This is a genomic window from Intestinimonas sp. RTP31139st1_F5_RTP31139_211217 (assembly GCF_040226735.1).
In the GTDB taxonomy this organism is placed as follows: domain Bacteria; phylum Bacillota; class Clostridia; order Oscillospirales; family Oscillospiraceae; genus Intestinimonas; species Intestinimonas butyriciproducens.
Genome location: NZ_JBCOAQ010000029.1, coordinates 21525 through 38484 on the forward strand (window position 1 = coordinate 21525; position 16960 = coordinate 38484).

The window sequence follows — 16960 nt, forward strand, 5'->3', positions numbered from 1 at the left end:
GGTGAGAAGATGGGGTTTCCGCTGACGGAGGAACAGCGTGCGGCGGTGGAGGACTGCGGCGGAGGACTGCTGGTCTCTGCTGCTGCCGGCTCCGGTAAGACCAGGGTGCTGGTGGAGCGCCTGCTCTCCCGGGTGGAGGAGGAGGGGCTGGACATCCACCGTTTCCTGGTCATTACCTATACCAAAGCCGCCGCTGCCGAGCTCCGGGGACGGATCGTGGAGGAACTGGCGGCCCGCCTTGCAGAGCGCCCTGGGGACCGCCATCTGCGGCGGCAGGCCACGCTGGTCTATCAGACGCAGATCTCTACCGTCCATGCGTTCTGCGCCCAACTCCTCCGGGAGTGCGGGCACCTGCTGGATCTGGACCCCGATTTCCGGCTCTGTGACGAGAGCGAGGCGGGAGTGCTGATGCTCCAGGCCATGGACGATGTGCTGGAACAGCGGTATGAGACGGTAGAGCCGGAGGGGGATTTCGCCCGGCTTCTGGACACGGTGGCCGCCGGGCGGGACGACAGCCGTCTGGTCCGGATTGCCCTGGATATCTATGGAAAGGTGCAGAGCCATCCGGCCCCCGGCGCCTGGCTGGTGGGGCAGCAGAGGGCCTTTGCTCTGGAGGGCGTGGCCGATGCGGGGGAGACGCCCTGGGGCGCGCTGCTGCTGGAGCAGGCAGAAAGGCAGGCGGAATACTGGCAGGGGCAGATGATGCGGGCCCTGGAGCTGGCCTGGGGGGAGGAGAAGCTGTCGAAAGGATATGCCCCCAGCCTGTCCGCCACCCTGGAGGGCCTGCGCGCATTCCGGGAGGCCGCCGCCCAGGGCTGGGACCGGGCCTCGGAATGGGTGGCAATCCCCTTCCCCCGTCTGGGCGCGGTGCGGGGCTGCGGCGATCCCGCGGCCCAGGAGCGGATCAAGGCCATACGGGAGGTCTGTAAAAAGCGCATGGGAAAGCTGGCGGAGCTGTTCTCCGAGCCCAGCGGACGGCTGCTGGAAGATATGCGCGCGGTACATCCGGCGGTGCGGGGACTGTTTGCGTTGGTGGAGGACTTCTCACATGCCTATACGGCGCTGAAAAGGGAACGCGGCCTGTTGGACTTTTCCGATCTGGAGCACTGCGCGGTCCGGCTTCTGGTGGGAAAAGACGGGCTGCCTACGGAGCTGGCGGACCAGTGGGGCGCGCGGTACGCCGAGGTCATGGTGGACGAGTATCAGGACACTAATGAGGTGCAGAACGCTATCTTTTCCGCCGTTTCCGGGCAGGGAAAACGCCTATTTATGGTGGGGGACGTGAAACAGTCCATCTATCGCTTCCGACTGGCCGACCCCACCATCTTCCTGGAGAAGTACCGCTCGTTCCGCCCGGCGGGTGAGGCGGCGGAGGGCGAGCCCAGGCGCATCCTTCTGACACGGAATTTCCGCTCCCGGCCCCAGGTGCTGGAGGGAGCCAATTTCCTCTTCCGAAACGTGATGTCCACGGAGTTCGGCGAGATGGACTACACCGGAGACGAGGCCCTCTATCCCGGCGCATCCTTCGGAGAGGACGGGGGGGACTACCGTGTGGAGCTGGATGCCCTGGATCTCTCCCAGACCGGTGAGGAAGAGGGAGAGAAGACCCCCAGGGATCTGCTGGAGGCCCGCTTTGCCGCAGGCCGCATCCAGACGCTCCTGGAGGAGGGATTCCCGGTTGTCGGTCAGAACGGCGGCCAGCGGCCGGTGTCTGCGGGGGATATCGTCATTCTTCTGCGCTCGCCGGGGGCGGTGCTTCACCACTATGCTAGGGCGCTGGGAGAACGGGATATTCCCTGGGAGGCGGAGAGGGGAGAGGATTTTCTGGACTCCACTGAGGTGTCTGTGGCCCTTTCTTACCTCCAGATCATCGACAATCCCAGGCAGGACGTTCCCCTCATCTCGGTGCTGCGTTCCCCGCTCTACGGCTTTTCGGCGGACCGGCTCGCAGAGATCAGGGCCAACGCCAGGGACACGGACTTTTACGAGGCGCTGTGCCGGGATGAGGGCCGGGACACGGCCGCCTTTCTGGAGGAGCTGGAACTGCTGCGGGACCGGGCCGTGGATATGAGCTGTCACCAGCTCCTCTGGGATCTCTATGACCGGGTCGATCTCCTGGGCATTTTCAGCGCCATGGGAGACAGCGGGACCCGGCGGGGAAATCTGCTGGCGCTCAGCGAATGTGCACGACAGTTTGAGTCGTCCGGACACAAGGGACTTTTTGGCTTCCTCTCTTATCTTGCGCGTGTCCGCGAAAACGGCGGCAGGCTCACCTCTCCCAATCCGGCGGGGGGGGGGGGAGACGGTGTGCGGATCCTCAGCATCCACAAGTCCAAGGGGCTGGAGTTTCCGGTGGTCTTTCTCTGTGGGCTGGCGAGAAGGCTCAACCGGGAGGACATGCAGCGCCCCATCCTTTTTCACCCCAAGCTGGGCGTGGGTCCCAAAGGTCTGGACACCGAACGGATGGTATCGTTCCCAACGCTGGCCCGGAAGGCTGTGGCCAGCCAACTCGAGCGGGAGATGATGGCGGAGGAGCTGCGGCTGCTTTATGTGGCGATGACCCGGGCGAGGGAAAAGCTGGTCTTGGTCTGTTCCCTCACCGGCGGAGCCCGTGATCTTCAGCGTATGGCGGGGGACGCAGGCTGTCCGGTGGAGCCCCAGGCCCTTCTGGGTATGCAGGCAGTGAGCCAGTGGGTGCTGCTGCCTGTGCTGGCGCGGCCCGACGCCGACGCGCTGCGCCGGGCCGCCGGGGTCGAGATTCCGGTGACTGCGGAGGACTGCGGGCCGGAATGGGATATCCGCTGGATCAATGGGAGCGGGCTGGCGGTGGAGCCCCCGCCCTGCGGAGCGCGGCCGGAAGAGGAGGCGGACGAGGACGCCGGTCCAGGGTTGGAAGAACGGCTTCTCTGGCAGTATCCCTTCGCCGGAGATGTGGAGATCCCGTCCAAACTGACGGCGACCCAGCTCAAGGGCCGCGGCTTGGACGGGGAGGCGGCGGAGGAGACGCCCCAGCCGCTCCGCCCCGTCCGCTTCGGGCGGCCGCGATTTGTATCCGAGGAGATGGGGCTCACTCCGGCGCAGAGGGGAACGGCCCTCCATCTGGTGATGCAGTTCATCGATTTTTCCAGGACGGAGACGGTGGAACAGGTGGCCAGGGAGATTCGGCGGCTGGTGGAAAGACAGATGATCACGCCCCAGCAGGGGGAGGCGGTACGCCCGGAAAAGCTCACGGCGTTTTTTTCCTCCGCCATCGGCAGAGAGGTGCGGGCGTCTGAAACGTTGCACAGGGAGTTCAAATTTTCCATCCTGGTTCCAGCTGCCGGCTATTATGCCCGGGCGAGCCGGGGAGAGAAGGTGCTCCTTCAGGGTGTGGTGGACTGCTGGTTCGAGACGCCGGAGGGGATCACGGTTTTGGACTTCAAAACAGACCGGGTGGACGAGCGGACCGTGGGGGACCGGGCGGAGGAATATCGTCCGCAGCTTGCGGCCTACAGCAGGGCACTGGAAGAGGTGACCGGGAGACAGGTGTGCCGCAGAGTGCTGTGGTTTTTTGCCCTGGACCGGGCGGAGGAGGTTCCGGACGCCAGTGTGCCGGAGGCCGGCAACTCCAAAAAACAAGAAAAAACTTGAAAAAGGGCTTGCATTCCCAAGGAGAACATGCTATTATACTAGTTGCGTTTATGCGCATATCCCCAAGGAGAAAGAGGTGAACCCAGCAATGAAGGAAGGCATTCATCCCAACTATCAGCAGACCACTATCAAATGTGCCTGCGGCAATGTGATCGAGACCGGATCTACCAAAAAGGACATCCGCGTGGAAGTTTGCTCCAAATGTCACCCCTTTTTCACCGGCAAGCAGAAGATGGTGGATACGGGCGGACGTGTGAGCCGCTTCAACAAGAAGTTCGGTTTGGACCAGAAGTAAGTTTGGGACTTAATAAGGCCCGCGTCGGTTTCGGCGCGGGTCTTTTCGCATATACTGTTTTCAGTACATGAGTACATAATAATAGAGGAGGAAAACGGCCATGCTGGAAAAATGTGAGGTCAAGAGCCTGGATCAGAACGTATTTACCCTGATTGGGGAGCAGTGGATGCTCATCACGGCCGGTACGCCTGAGCACTGCAACACCATGACCGCCAGTTGGGGCGGGCTGGGTGTCCTGTGGGGCGCCGATGTGGCCACCTGCTATATCCGTCCCCAGCGGTACACCTATGAATTTATAGAGAAAAGCGACTATTTCACGCTTTCATTTTTGGGGGAGGCGTACCGCAAACAGCTTGCCCTGTGCGGCGCCAAGAGCGGCAGAGAGGTCGATAAGGTGAAGGAGTGCGGCTTCACCGTGTGCGCAGGGGCGGGGAACGCACCCTATTTTCAGGAGGCAGAGCTGGTGCTGGTGTGCCGCAAGCTCTACTACCAGGACATCGATCCCACCCATTTCCTGGACCAAGGCATAGACGGAAAATGGTATCCCCAAAAGGACTACCACCGGATGTATATCGGCGAGATCGTCGAGGCATATCAGAAAAAATAAGGGGCGGTCGCCCCGGAGGTACTATGACGGACCATACGACAGAAGAGAAAATCAACCGCGCGGTGCTGGTGGGCCTGAATGCCGCCTGCCTGAGCCGGGAGGAGAACGCCACGGAGTCCTCTATGGAGGAGCTATCCGCCCTGCTGGAGACGGCTGGGGGAGTTTGTGTGGGGACAGTGCTCCAGAATAAGGACGCCCCGGATCCCAGAACTTTTATCGGCGAGGGCAAGGCGGCGGAGGTGAAGGCGCTGGCGGAGGCGGCAGGGGCGGACATGGTCATTCTTGACAATGCCCTTTCCCCCTCCCAACAGAGAGTGCTCTCGGAGGAGCTGGGGGTGGCGGTGATGGACCGCTCCGCACTCATTCTCGACATCTTCGCACAGCGGGCCAGGACAAAGGAGGGGCGGCTCCAGGTGGAGCTGGCCCAGTATAAGTATCTCCTGCCCCGCCTCACGGGTATGTGGGGGCACCTGGTCCGGCAGACGGCTTCCGGCGGAAAGTCCCCCATCGGTACCCGAGGGCCCGGCGAGACTCAGCTGGAGACCGACCGGAGGCATATCAGGAAGAAGATCGCCAAGCTGGAGGAGGATCTGGAGCAGGTGCGGCGGGTCCGGGGGGTCCAGCGGGAGCGGCGCATCAAGAACGAGGTGCCGGTGGTGGCCATCGTGGGCTATACCAACGCGGGGAAGTCCACCCTTCTCAACGCGCTCACCGGCTCGGACATTCCGGCCAACAACCGACTCTTCGACACGCTGGACACCACGACCCGAAACCTGGAGATCTCCGACACCTGCACCGTGCTGGTCTCCGACACGGTGGGGTTTATCTCCAAGCTGCCCCACCACCTGGTGGAGGCATTCAAGGCCACGCTGGAGGAGTTGAGCTTTGCCGACCTCCTGCTCCACGTCATCGACGCCTCCAACCCCGAGTGGCGGGAGCAGGCGGCGGTGGTGGACGCCCTGATCCGGGAGCTTGGGGCCGAACAGACGCCCCGCATCGAGGTGTTCAACAAGTCCGATCTCTACCGGGGGGATATCATGCCCCACGGGGAGGATATCGTCTCCATCTCCGCCCGGACCGGGGAGGGGCTGGACCGGTTAACCTCCATGATCGGGGACCGGCTGGACGGCGGCGCCCACCGGGTCACCCTGCGTCTGCCCTACGACCAGGGCGGAGTGGTGGACATGCTCTACCGGGAGGCAAAGGTGGAGCGGGTGGAGTACGGCGAGACCATCGAGGTCACGGCCGTCTGCACCGCCAAGATCCTGGGCCAGGTGAGCGAGTTTTTATGGAACGGCTAAGGCCTGCCTGCACGCTGGCAATCTGCCCGGCGCCGGGCAAAAGCCACGGCGATGGGACGTGCCGACTACGTTCCGAGCAGTACGACAGAGACGGCGCGGCCGACTACGCGCCTTTCCATCCGCTTTCGCCCAAAGGTCCGGGGAAGCAGATGAAAAAGGAGCGTATGGGGCTCCGCGGCACCCTGATACGGGAGGAGTGGCAGGCATGATGACGGAGTATTACATCCCCACCGCCCCGTCGGAGACGGAATTTACCGAGAAGCGGTCCCGCTTCATCGGGCATGTCTGGCGGGTGGAGAGCGAGGCAGAGGCCCGCGCCCACGTGGAAGAGATGAAGAAGCGATACTACGACGCCCGGCACAACTGCTGGTGCTACCGGCTCCGGGAGGGCGGTGTGGAGCGGTATTCCGACGACGGAGAGCCCCAGGGCACGGCGGGCCAGCCCATGCTCAACGTGTTCCAGCGGGAGCAGGTGGAGAATGTCTGTTGTGTGGTGACCCGCTATTTCGGCGGTATCCTTCTGGGGGCCGGCGGCCTGGTCCGGGCCTATACTCAGAGCGCCAAGGATGCCCTGGATGCGGCGGGCATCTCAGTGGTCCGCCGCTGGGTGGAGGCGGAACTCCGGGTCCCCTACAGCCTCTTTGAACGGGCCAGACAGGAGACGGAGGCGGCAGGCGGACTGGTGGACGGCGCGGAATATGGCGCGGATGTGACGCTGAGGGTCCTGCTCCCGGAGGAAAAGGCAATAGACTTTACGGACCGGATCACCGAACTGACCGCCGGCGGCGTTGTCCCGGCAGTTACAGGGGAGTCCTTCAAGGACGTGCCGAGAGCGGGAATAATATGAAGAAACTGTGAATAATTCTTTTCTTTGCAGGATTTTTGTGTGTCCGCAGGGTATATAGCATCAGGTAGAAGAAACGAGGGGAGGCGGAGGAGGTTGACCGAGAGAGAACGGCGCGAGGAACAGGAACGGCGCTTTTTGTCCCCCTATGCCTGTCTGGCGGCGGACTCCAAAGGCCGGGAAAGGCCGGTGGAGCCCTGTCCGGTGCGCACCTGCTTTCAGCGGGATATCGACCGCATCATCCACTCCAAGGCGTTCCGGCGCCTGATGCACAAGACGCAGGTATTTCTCCAGCCGGAGGGAGACCACTACCGCACCCGCATGACCCATACCATCGAGGTGGTGCGGATCGCCCGGACCATTGCCCGGGGGCTGGAGCTCAATGAGGACCTGACCGAAGCCGCTGCCTATGGACATGATCTGGGCCATACGCCCTTTGGCCACGCGGGGGAGCGGGTCCTGAACGAGATCATGCCCGGAGGGTTTGAGCACAATGTCCAGTCTCTGCGGGTGGTGGACCGGCTGGAAAACGATGGGGATGGCCTCAATCTCACCTATGAGGTGCGCAGGGGCATCCTGTGCCACACCGGCCCGGACACGGCGGAGACGCTGGAAGGGCAGCTCCTGCGGTTGGCGGATAAGATCGCGTATATCAACGCCGACATCGACGACGCGTTGCGGGGCGGCATCATCTACCCCATCGATATCCCCCTGGAGATCTCCAACGTGCTGGGGTTCACCCACTCCGAGCGTATCGACACGCTGACGGTGGACATCATTCGGGAGAGTGCCGGGGCGGGGGTCGTCCGCCAGTCGGGACCCTGCCGGGAGGCGATGAGCCGCCTGCGCGAATTCATGTTTGAAAATGTCTACCGCAACCCGGTGGCCAAGGGGGAGGAGTCCAAGGCACAGGATATGCTCCGCCGTCTCTTCGAGTGCTATGTGTCCGACCCGGACCGGCTGCCCCCCGAATTTCAGGACATCCGGGAGCGGGAGGGCGTGGAACGGGCCGTGTGCGATTACATTGCAGGTATGACTGATAAATATGCGGTAGAGAAATTTTCCGAAGCATTTATCCCTATGTCATGGGGTGTGAAGTAAAATTGCCTTTCGGAAGGTACGATTCTGTATAGAGTTGTTATTTACTGGAAAAGATACTCGAAAAGCCGGAAAGGAGGGCGCCCATGGCCATTCCGGAACAATTTCTGGATGAACTCACGGCTCGATGCGACATTGCCGATGTGGTGGCGGACTATGTGCCTCTCACCCGGAAGGGCAATAATTTGTGGGGCCTGTGTCCCTTTCACGGTGAAAAGACGCCCTCCTTTTCGGTCTCGCCGGATAAGCAGATCTACCACTGCTTTGGCTGCGGGAAGGGCGGAGGAGTCATCAACTTCGTGATGGAGATCGAGAATCTCCCTTTCCCGGATGCTGTGCGTCTGCTGGCCAAGCGGGTGGGGCTTGAGGTGCCCGAGGAGCGCGGGAACGCGGATTTCCGGAAGAAAAGGGAGCGCCTCCTGGCACTGAATAAAGAAGCCGCCCGGTTTTTCCACGCAAGGCTCCAGGCGCCGGAAGGCCGGGCGGGGGCGGAGTATCTGTTCGGCAAGCGGAAGCTCTCACGGGGGACGGTGACGCGGTTCGGACTGGGTATGGCCCCGGAGGGATGGGATCACCTGATCACCGCCATGGCCCAAAAGGGCTATGAAAAGGCAGAGCTTCTGGAGTGCGGCCTGGTGGTAAAGGGGCAGAATGGACGGGTGTACGATCGTTTCCGCAACCGGGTGATGTTTCCCATCATCGATCTGAGGGGGGATGTGATCGGCTTTGGCGGCCGGGTGCTGGATGATTCTACGCCCAAATATCTCAACTCGCCGGACACCCCGGTCTTCAACAAGGGACGCAACCTGTTCGCGCTGAATATCGCCAAGAAGTCCAGGCTGGGGCGTATCATCCTCACGGAGGGGTACATGGATACCATTTCCCTCCATCAGGCGGGATTTGACTGTGCGGTGGCATCTCTGGGCACCGCCCTCACACCGGAACACGCGCAGTTGCTCTCCCGCTATACGAAAGAGGCGATCATCGCCTACGACGGAGATGGGGCCGGTGTCTCCGCGGCTCAGCGGGCCATCCCCATTTTGGAAAAGACGGGAATGAAGGTGCGGGTCCTGCGGGTCAAGGGGGCAAAGGATCCGGACGAGTTCCTCAAGACCTACGGGCCGGAGGCATTTGCAAAGCTGCTGGATCAGAGTGAAAATCACATTGAGTACCGAATTGAACAGGTGCTTGGCCGCTACGATCTTACGGATGACGCCCAAAAGGTGGAGTTTTTGAAGGAGGTTGTGGGGGTCATAGCGGGGCTTCACAGTCCTGTGGAGCGGGAGGTCTACGGCGCGCGCTGTGCAGAGCTGGCGGGGATCTCCGCCGAGGCCATGGGGCAGGAGGTCAAGCGGGAGCTCTCCCGCCGCATCCGTAAGGAGCAAAAACAGCAGGAGCGCAGGGATCTGACGCCTGCGGCGCAGCTCCAGCCCAGGGAGCGGTCCCTCCGCTATCAGAACATCCGCTCGGCCCGGGCCGAGGAGGGGGTGCTGCGGCTGGCGCTTCTGGATCCGGAGCTCCTCAGGGACGCCGAAGCGCTGACAGAGGAGGCGTTCTCCGCGCCGCTGCTGGGAAAGGCCTTCCGGCTGCTGCGGGACCGCTGGCGCGGCGGCCTGGCGGTGAGTCTGCCGGCCCTGACCGCCGAACTGGAAAGCGGGGAGATGAGCCACCTGGCCGGAGTGCTCGATCAGCCGGAATCTCTTCAAAATGGCCGGCAGGCCATGAGGGATTACATAGAGATCATAGAAAATGAAGCGGAAAAACGCAGGCTGGAAGGCGACAAAGACGCGCTTTTGGCCGTGCAGAAAAAGCTGCTAGAGAAAAAAGGGTATGGAGGATGAATCCATGAGTGAGAAAAGAGTGCTGGATATGCCGGCTGAGACCGATAAGAAGCCGAAGATGACCAGTGAGGAAAAGATCGAAGCCGGCAAGATCGAGCTGATGAAGGTCGTCGAGGGGGTTCAGGGCGCGGAAAAGCTGGCGGAACTGCTGGACAAGGGCAAAAAGAAGGGCAAACTCTCCTCCGGCGAGCTCATGGACGTCCTGGAGGAAATGGATCTGGAGAGCGAGCAGCTCGATAAGATTTACGACACCATGGAAAATATGGGCATCGACACCGCGGGAGAGGACTATCTTCCCGAATTGGTGGATGAGGTCCCCCCGATCGAGGAGATCGAGGAGATCCCCGAGGAGGAGATCGTGGACCCCAACACCCTGGTGGACTCCTTCGGCATCGACGACCCTGTACGGATGTACCTCAAGGAGATCGGCAAGGTAAATCTGCTCACCCCCGACGAGGAGATCCAGTTGGCTCAGGACATGGGCGCGGGGGACGCAGCCAGGGAACAGCTGGCCGAAATCGAAAAGGCGCGGAAGAATGGAGAAGAGGTCTCCCTCGCGCAGGAGGAGGAGAAGGAGCTCAAGCGCGCCATCCGTAAGGGCGAGGCCGCCAAACAGCGCCTGGCGGAGGCCAATCTCCGGCTGGTGGTGTCTATTGCCAAACGGTACGTGGGCAGGGGAATGCTCTTCCTGGACCTCATTCAGGAGGGCAACCTGGGCCTCATCAAAGCGGTAGAGAAGTTTGACTACACCAAGGGCTACAAGTTCTCCACATACGCCACCTGGTGGATCCGCCAGGCCATTACCCGCGCCATCGCAGACCAGGCCAGGACCATCCGTATCCCGGTCCATATGGTGGAGACCATCAACAAGGTCATCCGGGTCTCCCGCCAGCTCCTCCAGGAGCTGGGCCACGACCCTACCCCGGAGGAAATCTCCGAGGAGATGAACATGCCGGTGGACAAGGTACGGGAGATCCTGAAAATCGCCCAGGAGCCGGTCTCTCTGGAGACCCCCATCGGTGAGGAGGAGGACTCCCACTTGGGCGACTTTATCCCGGATGAGGACGCTTCTGAACCCTCCGAGGCGGCCAGCTACACCCTTCTGAAGGAGCAGCTCATCGACGTGCTGGATACGCTGACGCCCCGGGAGGAAAAGGTGCTCAAGCTCCGCTTTGGTCTGGAGGATGGACGCACCCGCACGCTGGAAGAGGTGGGCAAGGAGTTCAATGTGACCCGTGAGCGTATCCGCCAGATTGAGGCGAAGGCCCTTCGGAAGCTGCGCCATCCCTCCCGCTCCAAGAAGCTGAAGGACTTTTTGAACTGACATGGAGATACGCTTTTACGACCAGGCGCTGGACAGCGACCTGAAGGTTGCGGTGGTCGCCGCCAGAGCGGACGGCAAGTGGCTCCTTTGCCGCCATAGGGAGCGGGCCACCTGGGAGTTTCCCGGGGGACACCGTGAGACGGGGGAGGACATCCATGAGACCGCCCGGCGGGAGCTCTGGGAGGAGACGGGGGCGACGGATTTCCAACTGGAGCCGGTGGCCGCTTACGGCCTGTTTGAACCCGGGAAGGACCCGTCCTATGGGGCCCTCTTTTTCGCGGAGATCCGGGAAGTGGGAGCGCGCCCCGGGGACTCGGAGATTGAGGAAAACGGCCTATTTGACGAATTCCCGGAGGCGATGACCTATCCGCATATCCAGCCCAAGCTGATGGAACAGGTCCGAGCGTGGTTGGACGAGGGCAACTTCCACTCGGAGGAAGAGGATATCTTTGAATTGCTGGTGTGACCTGGACCGCCCGGTGCTTGCTGTGCCGGGCGGCCTTTTCATGGGGGAGAGGGGGAGGCTGTGCTGAAACAGATGCGCGCTGTGGAGAGGGAGGGAGAACGCCGGGAGGCGTTTGTACTGCTTCTTATGCTCCTGACGGTCTACACGCTGATTTGGATCATGATCGGCAGAAGCCCTTTTCAGGGCTCTATCTACGACTCCTATGCCCTCCAGGCCAGCCGCTGGCTGGAGGGCCATCTGGACCTGGGCAGGACGTATTCCTATCTGGAAATCGCGGAGTACAACGGCCGATACTTCATCAGCTTCCCGCCTATTCCCTCCGTTTTGCTGCTGCCCTTTTGCGTGCTTTTCGGAGAGAGTCCGCCGGATACGCTGGTCGCCGTAGCGCTGGGGCTGCTGGGCGCTGTCTACGCCCTCAAAATGGCGCGTATGGCGGGACGGCGTGGAGCGGCCGCGGTTTTCTGGGCATTTTTTGTGACGGCCGGGAGCAACTTTCTCCATGTGGGTTTTTCTGCCGACGTCTGGTATTTTGCGCAGACGGCATCCTTTGCGTTTACCATGATATCCCTTTGTTATGCCATGGACGAGGAAGTAAAGCATGGCTGGGCGCCTCTCCTGTTCTTGGCACTGGCATTTGGCTGCCGCCCCCTTCAGATCGTCTATCTGCCTCTGGTGGCGCTGCTCCTCCTGCAAAAGCTCCGTGGGCAGGGCGTGGCTCCGGTACAGGCCCTGAAGCAGTATTGGTGGTGGCTCCTGCCGCCATTGGCGGTGGGCAGCGGGCTGATGGCGCTGAACGCCGCTCGTTTCGACGATCCCTTTCAATTCGGGCACGATTATCTGCCGGAATTTGCAGTGGAGAAAGCAGACGGCCAGTTCAGCCTGGCCTATCTGGCCGGCAACTGGGCGCGCTTGTGGCGGCTTCCCGGAATGGAAAACGGAAGACTCCGGTTTCCGACCTTTGATGGCTGCGCTTTCTGGCTCTTCAGCCCCATATTTCTTGTCTTCGCCGTGTATCTGCTGCGAAACTTACGCGGACTGAGACGAGAGCCAGCAGTGCCCCTGACGGTGGGACTGATTTTGCTCCAGTTTGCAGCGCTGTGCTGCCACGCCACCATGGGAGGATGGCAGTTCGGAAACCGCTACACCATAGACGCACTTCCGGCTCTGTATACGGCGCTGACGCTTCTCCAAAAGAGGGATGAGAGCGACCTCCAACCCTTGGCAGTACCGCTGTGCCTTTGGGGAGTGGGACTCAACCTGACCGGTACGGTGGCACTCTTCAACGGATGGTTCCCATAGCAGTGGATTTACAAATTGTTCATAAGACATTCAAAATCTGTCCAAGTATCCCCAATCTAAATGTGGTAAAGTGAAAACGTGATCAGGAAATCACAAAGAACTCCCTCCTCCTCTCTCTCTTAAAAAAGAAATACGGGTCCGTTGGGAAGCGGACCCGTATTTCTTTTTTCATTTATGGTACAATGATGGACGATCATAGGAAAGGGCATTCGTCGCGGCGGCCCATCAGGGAGCGCTGTGCCTGACGATCCGGGCGGAGCATGAGGTGGAGCTAAATAAGCTCCAGCGGAAGCTGGAAGAGCTGGCAATGGCTGAGGCCGGGCGGGCGGGCCTGTAGGTCGGGTTTGGCGAGTGCGGTGTGTTCCCCCAATCATCCGGCCTGCGCGGAGAAGGTACGCGCCGCACACCCGGGCCTTGGGTGTGCCTATCTGTGATATGCCGGAGGCGATGCGTGGGTCGGAGGACTTTGGGCACTATCTGAAGCAGATACCCGGCGCGCTGTTTCTCCTCGTGAATGGGGAGGAATATCCCCCCATTCACGCCGAACAGTTCGATTTTCCGGACGATGAGATTGAGACGGCGGTGGAGATCTTCATGGCTGTCTTGAAGGGCGCGGATATACCGGTCGGAGAGGAAAAAAGCCTGTAGTATCAAAACTACAGGCTTTTTTGCATATCAAGCACCGGGTTTCCGCACGATATCATGATATTATGAATTTTTCTACCAGGGGAAGGAGAAAAGACAAAAAGCCGCCCCTTCCGTCAAGGGCGGCGGGAAAAGGTCAGAAGGGGCACTGGCCGCGCCAAAGTCCCAGGCGGGGGATTGAAACAATACGGATCGCTGAAATTTGAGGGGGAATGCTTAGCGTCATGACGCCGTTGTATTGGATACACACGAGACCACCCACTCGGAACCGACAGGAGAGCGGGGTGTGGACGACGACCTGCTGCTTGGTCTCCCAGTCGAAGACGAGGAGCTGATTCCGGCGAACCTGGAGCACGGTAGCCTGCATAGTCATATTTACCACCTCCGTACAGCCTATGTCGACTTTACGGAAAATGTGACGGAGGGGCAGCCTTTGCCAGCATCGCCCGAGAGATATGTATGACAGGGGCCTCGCGCTGTGCGGGGCCGCCGCCGCGGCGAAGCGCCGGAGGCTGTTTGCGGAAGAATAGACGCAAAAAGCCCCCCCACTGTTTAGAGGAGCGATGGGGGGGACTTTTTGAAGTTCAGGGCAAAGAAAAAACGATAGACACACAGGGAAGGAACAAAAGCCTCAGCGGGCGTGGTTACTTACCGTTGAAACTTTTGCAAAAGTGGGGAGTGGCAACCGCATTGGAGCCTGTTTTTTCGTTGGTCACGTCGATCTTCTCAAGATTGCATTTAGCCCCTGCGATATTGTGGACGCATTCCCGTACATTGCAGTTTACACCTACATTTTCCATGTTGGACACCTCCTAATAAGTGATGGGAATAGTCTGCACAGAATCTTAGATATTATTAATTTTGCGGACAGCTTCTTCACAAGTATAGATGAGAGCTCTTTTTATGGGAGCAGGTGCTCTATGATGCGGTAAAGCCGTTCAGGTGGAAGCTCACAGAGATTGAAAAGCTCGACCATCTTTTCGACAAAGATCCTGTCGCAGGAGATATCCTCCACCTGCATAAAGTGTCCTGTAGGAGTAAGGTATTGTACGCCATAAGAGGGTCCATACGGTTGTTCTGATTCCAGCAGAGCATAGTGTGGGTTTTCCGTAGTGATGTTGAGAGGCATGGTACGATAACACTCCGTCCTGTAAAAAAATGTAATTTCTAGGATGCTATTATCATACACGATTATGAATTGTAAATAAATGGATTTTTTCAACAAAATTTGAAGAAAAAAATCTCTGTTATTACCATATAAGATGGTATCGAGTGGACACGCCCACAAGCGATGTTTTGTCGCACCTCATCAATAGGAGCCTCTGTTTGTGCATGAAAAAATGCCTGTAACCTTAGTTTTACGTTGATAAGGAAGTATTCAAAACAACTTATCATTTACTGCGTAACAAACTCTATAATAAATTGAGGGCGAAAGCAGTCTGCTGCTTTCGCCCTCTTGACTGCCCGAAAACAAAGGCGGGAAAAGTTGTCAAGGGCGCGTAGCGCGAAGTTTACCCTTGACAGCTTTTCCTGTCTTTGCTACCTGATACCGGTCAAAACGAAATTTCAATATGGCTTCTGTCAATTTTGCCTTTAGCTTGTCCTGTGTATCGTCATTGATATGCCCCTTATAACATAGACAGGTATTTGATGTGTGGGGTGTAGTGCCGCAATACTGCGTCTACCGCTTCTTTAGTCACGATAACCGAGGAAGTAATAAATCAATAGGACTTCCCGCCTTAGTTTCGGCAATCTTGATAATGCCGTTGCGAATCGTTCATTGTCAACGATCACTTCTTTTCCAAACACAAGAATACAGCTGGCTTGTCCTGTTTTTCAAAGTAACTATCCATAGCAGTACCTTACAATACCGCCGTATCCATGAAAACTGTCCTGCCACATAAAAACGGCGGCTTTGATTGTTATTTCAAAACTGCGCCGTTCTGTTGAAGGTCATGGAAAAGTATCTGCCGCACGACGGTATTGCCACACAGTGGCAATACCGTCGTGCGGCAGATTTATCTTATATGTATTTGGTGTGTATGTTTCATATTCAAACGCTTATTCCCATTTGAAACACTTTACAGAGATACAAAAACAAATGAGTGTAACGGCACTCATAACAGCAACCGGAAGCAACACATTTTCAATCGGCAATCCAAGAAATGCCGCTTTCATTAACTGAATACCCTGTGTCAAAGGAAAGATTCTGATAATCTTTTGCATGGCAACGGGCATAACTTCAAAGGGAAGTGTCGCACCCGAAAAAATCAGCATGGGAAAATACAGGATACAGGCAATCACGCTCGCGCTTTTCATGTTTTTAGCAATCCCCCCAACTAACAAGCCAATACTCAAAGTCGATACCATAGTTAAAAACCAGCTTCCCAAGAAGAGCAGGAAAGAGCCATGTACTTCTATTTTCCAAAACAACATGGCGGCAGGAAACAAGGTAAGCATTGACACTATGCAATAGATAACGTAAATCAAAAATTCTACCAAAAGCAATTTTGCCGGACTGACAGGGGTAACTTGAAAACGCTTCAAAATTTTTCGTTCCCGATATTCTGATACGACAAGGGGCAAACCCATTAGCCCGCCCGCACAAATGGAGATACAGCATAGTGCGCCAAAGGACTGTTCCATAAAAGTGTATGCCGTCCCGTCTGCGGCAGGTTTTGTTCCATAAATGAAACCAAGAACAACCAAGACAATCAGCGGCATAGTGACAGCGAAAATAACCATATTCATGTTTCTAATGCTTAATTTCAATTCGTTTTTCAAGAGTGTTCCCAATAATTTCATTCTTTCTCTACCTCCTCGCCGGAAAGCATAAGATAAGCGTCCTCAAAGTTTTCGCACTTATTGGCTTTCTTTGCCTGTTCAACGGTTCCGAAAAATACGGCTTTCCCATTTCTCAAAATACAAATTTCATCACATAGGACTTCCACTTCGTCCATAAAGTGAGAAGTTAAAAAAACAGTCAATCCTCTGCTTCTTAATTCAGTTAATATTCTCCAAACATCACGCCGCGCTTTTGCGTCAAGTCCGGTAGTCAATTCATCAAGGAATACCAATTCTGGGTTTGGAATTAAGGCAAGTACGATAAATAAGCGTTGGCGCTCCCCGCCGGACAAGCTCTTTACCGCATTACCAATTTTATTGCCTATCCCGAATTGTTCACATAGTTTCTTCCAGTCGGCAGGTGCTTCATAAAGACAAGCGGTTTCTTCACATAGTTCTGAAACCTTAATTTCCGGCTGATAATCGCCCTCTTGAAACTGAACACCCACATTCTGAAACAGGCTGTTCCTATCCTTTTTCGGGTTACACCCTAAAACCGATATTGTTCCGCTGTCGGCATTTTTTGTGCCTAAGATACATTCAATCGTCGTGCTTTTCCCTGCGCCGTTCGCGCCGAGAAGCCCGTAAACGGTTCCACGCTTTACGGATAGACTGAGTTTATCTACTGCAAGCAAGTTGCCATAGGATTTTGACAACTGCTCCACATTGATTACAGTCTGCATAATAAGTCCTCCTCGTATAATAAGTTTCAAAGTTAATAGTTTCAGGTATCAGCAGGCTTTGAGGTGCCCGTGATACAATAGCT

General features: G+C 57.8%; 16 protein-coding genes and 1 pseudogene. 12 read left to right on the top strand and 5 right to left on the bottom strand.

Going from position 1 to position 16960, the window contains the following annotated elements; genetic code table 11:
- The first annotated feature begins 9 nt into the window (after positions 1 to 9).
- The 12 genes from addA (at position 10) to ABUA09_RS14320 (ending at position 13353) form a co-directional block, all read left to right on the top strand.
- The gene (addA, locus tag ABUA09_RS14265; protein ID WP_349949441.1) at positions 10 to 3630 is read left to right on the top strand and encodes a helicase-exonuclease AddAB subunit AddA; all 3621 of its coding nucleotides are present in this window, start codon (positions 10 to 12) and stop codon (positions 3628 to 3630) included.
- A gap of 88 nt (positions 3631 to 3718) precedes the next feature.
- Positions 3719 to 3925 carry a 50S ribosomal protein L31 gene (gene rpmE / locus ABUA09_RS14270; protein ID WP_033116474.1) on the top strand — a complete coding sequence of 69 codons (207 nt, stop codon included), beginning with the start codon at positions 3719 to 3721 and terminating at the stop codon, positions 3923 to 3925.
- 100 nt (positions 3926 to 4025) lie between these two features.
- On the top strand, positions 4026 to 4532 hold the full coding sequence (locus ABUA09_RS14275) for a flavin reductase family protein (RefSeq protein ID WP_033116475.1): 507 nt from the start codon (positions 4026 to 4028) through the stop codon (positions 4530 to 4532).
- 23 nt (positions 4533 to 4555) lie between these two features.
- Positions 4556 to 5833, top strand: a complete 1278-nt coding sequence (gene hflX / locus ABUA09_RS14280; RefSeq protein ID WP_033116476.1) for a GTPase HflX — start codon at positions 4556 to 4558, stop codon at positions 5831 to 5833.
- The gene (locus tag ABUA09_RS14285; protein WP_195614556.1) at positions 5821 to 6042 is read left to right on the top strand and encodes a hypothetical protein; all 222 of its coding nucleotides are present in this window, start codon (positions 5821 to 5823) and stop codon (positions 6040 to 6042) included. The genes hflX and ABUA09_RS14285 overlap by 13 nt, the downstream gene beginning before the upstream one ends.
- Positions 6039 to 6680 carry a YigZ family protein gene (locus ABUA09_RS14290; protein ID WP_371744249.1) on the top strand — a complete coding sequence of 214 codons (642 nt, stop codon included), beginning with the start codon at positions 6039 to 6041 and terminating at the stop codon, positions 6678 to 6680. Before ABUA09_RS14285 ends, ABUA09_RS14290 begins: the two co-directional genes overlap by 4 nt.
- Before the next feature lie 93 nt (positions 6681 to 6773).
- A complete protein-coding gene (locus tag ABUA09_RS14295) occupies positions 6774 to 7778 on the top strand; it encodes a deoxyguanosinetriphosphate triphosphohydrolase (RefSeq protein WP_033116478.1) in 1005 nt (334 codons plus the stop codon).
- 83 nt (positions 7779 to 7861) lie between these two features.
- Entirely contained in the window at positions 7862 to 9616 is a 1755-nt protein-coding gene (gene dnaG / locus ABUA09_RS14300) for a DNA primase (protein WP_349949442.1), read from the top strand.
- A 28-nt stretch (positions 9617 to 9644) separates the two neighbouring features.
- Positions 9645 to 10940 carry an RNA polymerase sigma factor RpoD gene (rpoD, locus tag ABUA09_RS14305; RefSeq protein WP_371744251.1) on the top strand — a complete coding sequence of 432 codons (1296 nt, stop codon included), beginning with the start codon at positions 9645 to 9647 and terminating at the stop codon, positions 10938 to 10940.
- A 1-nt stretch (position 10941) separates the two neighbouring features.
- Complete coding sequence (locus ABUA09_RS14310) at positions 10942 to 11406, top strand: NUDIX hydrolase (RefSeq protein ID WP_052082431.1); 465 nt, start codon at positions 10942 to 10944, stop codon at positions 11404 to 11406.
- A gap of 60 nt (positions 11407 to 11466) precedes the next feature.
- A complete protein-coding gene (locus ABUA09_RS14315; RefSeq protein ID WP_058117918.1) occupies positions 11467 to 12705 on the top strand; it encodes a hypothetical protein in 1239 nt (412 codons plus the stop codon).
- Between the two features lie 420 nt (positions 12706 to 13125).
- On the top strand, positions 13126 to 13353 hold the full coding sequence (locus ABUA09_RS14320) for a M20/M25/M40 family metallo-hydrolase (protein ID WP_195608674.1): 228 nt from the start codon (positions 13126 to 13128) through the stop codon (positions 13351 to 13353).
- 133 nt (positions 13354 to 13486) lie between these two features.
- On the opposite strand, the gene ABUA09_RS14325 is transcribed toward ABUA09_RS14320, so the two are convergent.
- From ABUA09_RS14325 to ABUA09_RS14345, 5 genes and pseudogenes are all read right to left on the bottom strand, one after another.
- On the bottom strand, positions 13487 to 13723 hold the full coding sequence (locus tag ABUA09_RS14325; protein ID WP_033116482.1) for a hypothetical protein: 237 nt from the start codon (positions 13721 to 13723) through the stop codon (positions 13487 to 13489).
- A gap of 271 nt (positions 13724 to 13994) precedes the next feature.
- Positions 13995 to 14150: a DUF1540 domain-containing protein gene (locus tag ABUA09_RS14330; protein ID WP_081959762.1), complete on the bottom strand. Its 156-nt coding sequence runs from the start codon at positions 14148 to 14150 to the stop codon at positions 13995 to 13997.
- A gap of 749 nt (positions 14151 to 14899) precedes the next feature.
- Positions 14900 to 15047: pseudogene (locus tag ABUA09_RS14335) on the bottom strand (helix-turn-helix domain-containing protein); the annotation flags it as partial.
- A 364-nt stretch (positions 15048 to 15411) separates the two neighbouring features.
- Positions 15412 to 16155, bottom strand: a complete 744-nt coding sequence (locus ABUA09_RS14340; protein WP_033116484.1) for an ABC transporter permease — start codon at positions 16153 to 16155, stop codon at positions 15412 to 15414.
- Entirely contained in the window at positions 16152 to 16877 is a 726-nt protein-coding gene (locus tag ABUA09_RS14345) for an ABC transporter ATP-binding protein (RefSeq protein ID WP_058117915.1), read from the bottom strand. The genes ABUA09_RS14340 and ABUA09_RS14345 overlap by 4 nt, the downstream gene beginning before the upstream one ends.
- Positions 16878 to 16960: the final 83 nt, after the last annotated feature.

Excerpts from the sequence above, each read along its gene's own strand:
- ABUA09_RS14285 (WP_195614556.1), top strand. The coding sequence starts at position 5,821 with ATGGAACGGCTAAGGCCTGCCTGCACGCTGGCAATCTGCCCGGCGCCG.
- rpoD (WP_371744251.1), top strand. The coding sequence starts at position 9,645 with ATGCCGGCTGAGACCGATAAGAAGCCGAAGATGACCAGTGAGGAAAAG.
- ABUA09_RS14275 (WP_033116475.1), top strand. The coding sequence starts at position 4,026 with ATGCTGGAAAAATGTGAGGTCAAGAGCCTGGATCAGAACGTATTTACC.
- hflX (WP_033116476.1), top strand. The coding sequence starts at position 4,556 with ATGACGGACCATACGACAGAAGAGAAAATCAACCGCGCGGTGCTGGTG.
- ABUA09_RS14325 (WP_033116482.1), bottom strand. The coding sequence starts at position 13,723 with ATGACTATGCAGGCTACCGTGCTCCAGGTTCGCCGGAATCAGCTCCTC.
- dnaG (WP_349949442.1), top strand. The coding sequence starts at position 7,862 with ATGGCCATTCCGGAACAATTTCTGGATGAACTCACGGCTCGATGCGAC.
- addA (WP_349949441.1), top strand. The coding sequence starts at position 10 with ATGGGGTTTCCGCTGACGGAGGAACAGCGTGCGGCGGTGGAGGACTGC.
- ABUA09_RS14310 (WP_052082431.1), top strand. The coding sequence starts at position 10,942 with ATGGAGATACGCTTTTACGACCAGGCGCTGGACAGCGACCTGAAGGTT.
- rpmE (WP_033116474.1), top strand. The coding sequence starts at position 3,719 with ATGAAGGAAGGCATTCATCCCAACTATCAGCAGACCACTATCAAATGT.
- ABUA09_RS14330 (WP_081959762.1), bottom strand. The coding sequence starts at position 14,150 with ATGGAAAATGTAGGTGTAAACTGCAATGTACGGGAATGCGTCCACAAT.
- ABUA09_RS14345 (WP_058117915.1), bottom strand. The coding sequence starts at position 16,877 with ATGCAGACTGTAATCAATGTGGAGCAGTTGTCAAAATCCTATGGCAAC.
- ABUA09_RS14290 (WP_371744249.1), top strand. The coding sequence starts at position 6,039 with ATGATGACGGAGTATTACATCCCCACCGCCCCGTCGGAGACGGAATTT.
- ABUA09_RS14340 (WP_033116484.1), bottom strand. The coding sequence starts at position 16,155 with ATGAAATTATTGGGAACACTCTTGAAAAACGAATTGAAATTAAGCATT.